The following is a 4,074-nucleotide window of genomic DNA, read 5'->3' on the forward strand; positions in this document are numbered from 1 at the left end:
AATTCCACAACCCTAATGCGCCGTTTTCTCCTAAACAGAAACCCACTATTTCTCTGGTTTCTATATCCATCGCCAGCCAGAGCTACTGTTTGTGATTTTTACTCCCAACAAATGACCACATTTCGTCGCAGGCAAAACTAGAATTTTCCCCGATTGCCTCACCATTTAGCATTAGTTTATCTACCACAACACTATTATTTTATTTACGAGCTGTTGTGCGGATAAATAGATCGTTGAAAGTATCTGTAATACTGTATTCCAAAGTTTTTCCACCAATCTCGTAGGTGAGGATACCGTCGTCGAATGTCAGAGTGAAATCTTCTCCTTGTCCGCTTACCCAATCAAAGTAACGGTACTGAGTAGGAACTTTTTGGCCGCCATTTTCATTTGATCTACTTTGATCGCCCCCAAAATCTGACAAAGTTTCAACAATTAATAATTAACAATTACCTCTTCTTAAAACAGATATAATTGACGAAAAGGAAAAAAAATTTTTATATAGATAAATTTTTATTTTTAAACTATAGCTTCAGAGAGCATTTTGATGAAAAACTAAAGTTAAAATCGGTTAATACCTTAACTGCTAAATCAATTTAAACAAGTAATATTTTACTTGTTATAGACCATGAAATTCTGTGAAAAAAAGTGCTAATTACTAAGTCAGATACTGCTTATATTTATAAAAAAATATGATTATTTTTAAATACATTAGAAACCTAGACTCTTTCGCTAAATAACTGAAAAGTCTTAGCTTCAGTGTAGGTAAATCACACTTACAACCCTAAATCTGATTTCGCAACTTTAGCCATAGCTAATAATTTATCCTCCCACTTTTTCCCTACATTTTGTTGTAAATATTCTGTCAAAGAACCCCATCCATTTGACTGTAGATGTAACTGAGTCGCAATTTGATGTTTACAAATTGTGCGACGATAAATCATATCGGCACAACTACAACCAACATTATTCACTTCAGCAACAGTTCCTTTCACCGAATTTCTGACCGCAGCACTAATAGCAGTTAATTCGACTTCTAACTTTTCTAATGCTGCGCGATTATATCGTTCTAGAAAAGCCTTAATTTCTGTATAAACAATCAAATACTTGCCATTTTCAGTATTGATATTTATGCCAGAATTCTGAAAATTATAACTTTTGATTTTGCCTATATTACGCTGTTTAATTTGCAAAAAACAGAGTAAACAATTCAGAAATTGAGATTTAGATAAAAAAGTGCTGCACCGTCCTTTTGATGTGCTATAAATTATTTGGGGAGTATTACTAACCCCAACAGTTTTCACACTTTCAATTTTAATTTCTAACGGTACTAATGGCTGAATTTATGAAATTATTTCATTGGAAAAATGAGTGGATTGAATACCAACGTAACTAACCATGATATAATCCTCTTGTGATTTGATTTTCGATCCAGGCGCTCTATGAAACAGCTAATTCAGACGAGTGCCTTTCATATTACAATTATACTTCATTTTTTATAGATCGACAATCCATGTAAATCAATCTAGGCAAAGAATTGAGACTGTTATAGCGCTGTGCGCAGGCAACAGGCAACAGGCAACAGGCAACAGGGGGAATAAATTGCCTATCATATAAGATTTTAGCTATTTGGCCTCTCCTGCAATTTGTAAATATACCAGCGCTCATTGCTATACTACAAAGTAGGAGAGTAGGAGAGATGGAATATTTTTGATATTTACCGAATAATTAATAATTAATAATTAAATAATTCTAGTTTAAAACCTCCCCTTGATCGGGGAAAAAATAAATAATATTTCCTGATATTCAATTCCGTAACGGTTAAAACCCGAGGTAATTATCAATTATCAATTATCAATTAATAAAAGGACTTCCGCAAATTGACTTTTAAACCACCATCTGTAGAGGCGCAATTCGGAGCTTTGCGGAGCGCAAATGGTATTCCCCCTTGCCATAAGTAGAGTCTCTGCGTCATATAATGTCCGGATAAGAGCGCGATCAAAAAAACTTTCTCCTTTTCTTCTTCTTTCTTCCCTCCTGACTCGGTCCTTCCCCTCCCCTCCTGGGAGGGGTTAGGGGTGGGTTGGGAGGGGTTAGGGGTGGGTTGACTCCTGACTCCTCCGTAGTCTATTTATAAGTATTCAACCGCAGATGATATAAGTCCTGACCTAATTAAGCGGATTTGATATAATCAGAAGTTACGCATAAGGTACGAAAAATTAGGATTTGAGATTGCTTTCCGTTCCGGAATGCTCCGCAAACCCTGTCGGTCGCAATGACGGAAATACTTTGTACTGCGTAAGTCCTAATAATAACTAATAACTGATAACTGAAATGACCACAGCCATTAAACCAAATCTTCTTAGTCAAGACGAAGCTTTATCTTTAGTAGAAACAACTGTAAAAAAATCTGAAGCAGAAGGTATAGTCGTTAGTCTTAGCAACAACGAATCATCCCTAAGCCGCTACTCAGAAAATCAAATTAGTCAGAATATTACCAAAACAAAATTTGAACTCAACATTACCAGTTACTTCGGAACTCGCAGCGCCACTGCATCCACCACAGAATTAGACCCGGATGCCATTACAGCCACTATTCGTCGTTCCGAGGAACTTGCCCGCATTGCTCCACAAGACCCAGAATGGGTGCCACTGCTTGAACCTCAAGAATATGAAAAACGTACTCCCGCTTTTGATGAATTGACCGCTACTATCTCCCCACTAGAGCGAGGAAAAATAGTACAACAAGTATGTGCGGTGAGTGCCAAAGCAGGAGTTGATGGCTCCGGTACTCTGAGTACAAATACATTTTCAGGAGCGATCGCTAACTCGGTTGGGTTACGCGCTTATAGTAAATATACAAGAGCAGATTTTAGTTTTACGGCAAGAATTGAAAATGGTTCTAGTTGGAGTCGTAGCACTGCCTGGGGAATAAACCAACTACCCACTGAAACTCTAACGGAGGAATTGATAAACCGTGCTTTTGCCTCTCGCCAACCTAGAGAAATTAACCCTGGTGTTTATCCTGTGATTTTCAGTGGGGCAGCTTTAAGCGATCTATTGATTTGGCTAATATTTAATTTAGATGCGCGGGCGGCAGATGAGGGGCGATCGTTTATGTCGCGCACTGATGAAACAGGTAAACCAGTGGGCAACCGAGTTGGGGAAAAAATGTTTAGTCCTTTAGTGCAGATGCAGCGCTATCCAGGACATCCTTTGTTGCAGTTGGAGACTTTCTCTAATAATGGGTTGAGTAATCATTATCTGGAAGTGATTAAGGATGGTGTACCACAGACTTTATCTTACAGTCGTTATTGGGCAGCACAAAAAGGTAAACAACCCACGGGTTATATGTTTCCAGTGGTGATGCAGGGTTCTGAACAAAGTTTGGCCGATTTAATTGCCCAGACAGAAAGAGCTATTTTGGTAAATCGTTCGTGGTATGTGCGTTATGTTAATCCTCGGACATTGGAGATGACTGGTATGACACGAGATGGTACTTTTTGGATTGAGGATGGTAAGATTGCTTATCCGATTAAAAATTTGCGGTTTAATCAGGTTTTGCCGGATATGTTGCGGGATGTGGATGCTGTTAGTCAAGTGCAACGTTATGGTGATAGTGTTTTGCCTGGACTAAGGGTAAAGGCGTTTAATTTTAGTAGTGTGACTGATAGTGTTTGATTCGCAGTCAGCAGTTGTAGGGGCGAATGGCATTTGCTAACGCAAAGCTCCGCTAACGCCCGCACAGGAGTCAGGAGGGAAGAGAATTCAGAAAGATGTCTAATATCATGTTCGGTTAAATACTTATAGAACCCATTTGAGATCTATATAATTATGGTAGTCAAGTCTTTTCGCGCATTAATTTTGAGGAAAATTCAGTTGAAGGAGTGTTGAATTTTTTGTATTATAGCAATGAGCGCTGGCATCTTTACATGTTACATAGATATTTGCAATGTAATATAAAAGTAACTGTATGAGCTGTATTTTTCATAAATTAGGCGATCGCTAAACCTTAAAGTTTTAAGGATGTCTGTAATGGTATTGATAATTTACAGTTTATAGCTTGAAATTGTTTAC

At 37.9% G+C, this 4,074-nt stretch carries 3 protein-coding genes; 1 reads left to right on the forward strand and 2 read right to left on the reverse strand.

Translation table 11 applies throughout. The features are described from left to right. Window positions 1-199: 199 nt before the first annotated feature. Window positions 200-421 carry a choice-of-anchor W domain-containing protein gene (locus F6K27_RS32530; protein ID WP_124144010.1) on the reverse strand — a complete coding sequence of 74 codons (222 nt, stop codon included), beginning with the start codon at window positions 419-421 and terminating at the stop codon, window positions 200-202. A gap of 352 nt (window positions 422-773) precedes the next feature. Next, entirely contained in the window at window positions 774-1,301 is a 528-nt protein-coding gene (locus F6K27_RS32535) for a hypothetical protein (RefSeq protein ID WP_287280033.1), read from the reverse strand. Between the two features lie 1,030 nt (window positions 1,302-2,331). On the opposite strand from F6K27_RS32535, the gene F6K27_RS32540 reads away from it, so the two are divergent. Continuing rightward, window positions 2,332-3,678 carry a TldD/PmbA family protein gene (locus tag F6K27_RS32540; protein WP_287280035.1) on the forward strand — a complete coding sequence of 449 codons (1,347 nt, stop codon included), beginning with the start codon at window positions 2,332-2,334 and terminating at the stop codon, window positions 3,676-3,678. The last annotated feature ends 396 nt before the right edge of the window (window positions 3,679-4,074 follow it).

This window comes from Okeania sp. SIO2F5 (assembly GCF_010692685.1).
Classification (GTDB): domain Bacteria; phylum Cyanobacteriota; class Cyanobacteriia; order Cyanobacteriales; family Microcoleaceae; genus Okeania; species Okeania hirsuta.

What these genes read in the sequence shown, in the direction of transcription:
- F6K27_RS32540 (WP_287280035.1), top strand. Translation starts at nt 2,332, where the DNA reads ATGACCACAGCCATTAAACCAAATCTTCTTAGTCAAGACGAAGCTTTA.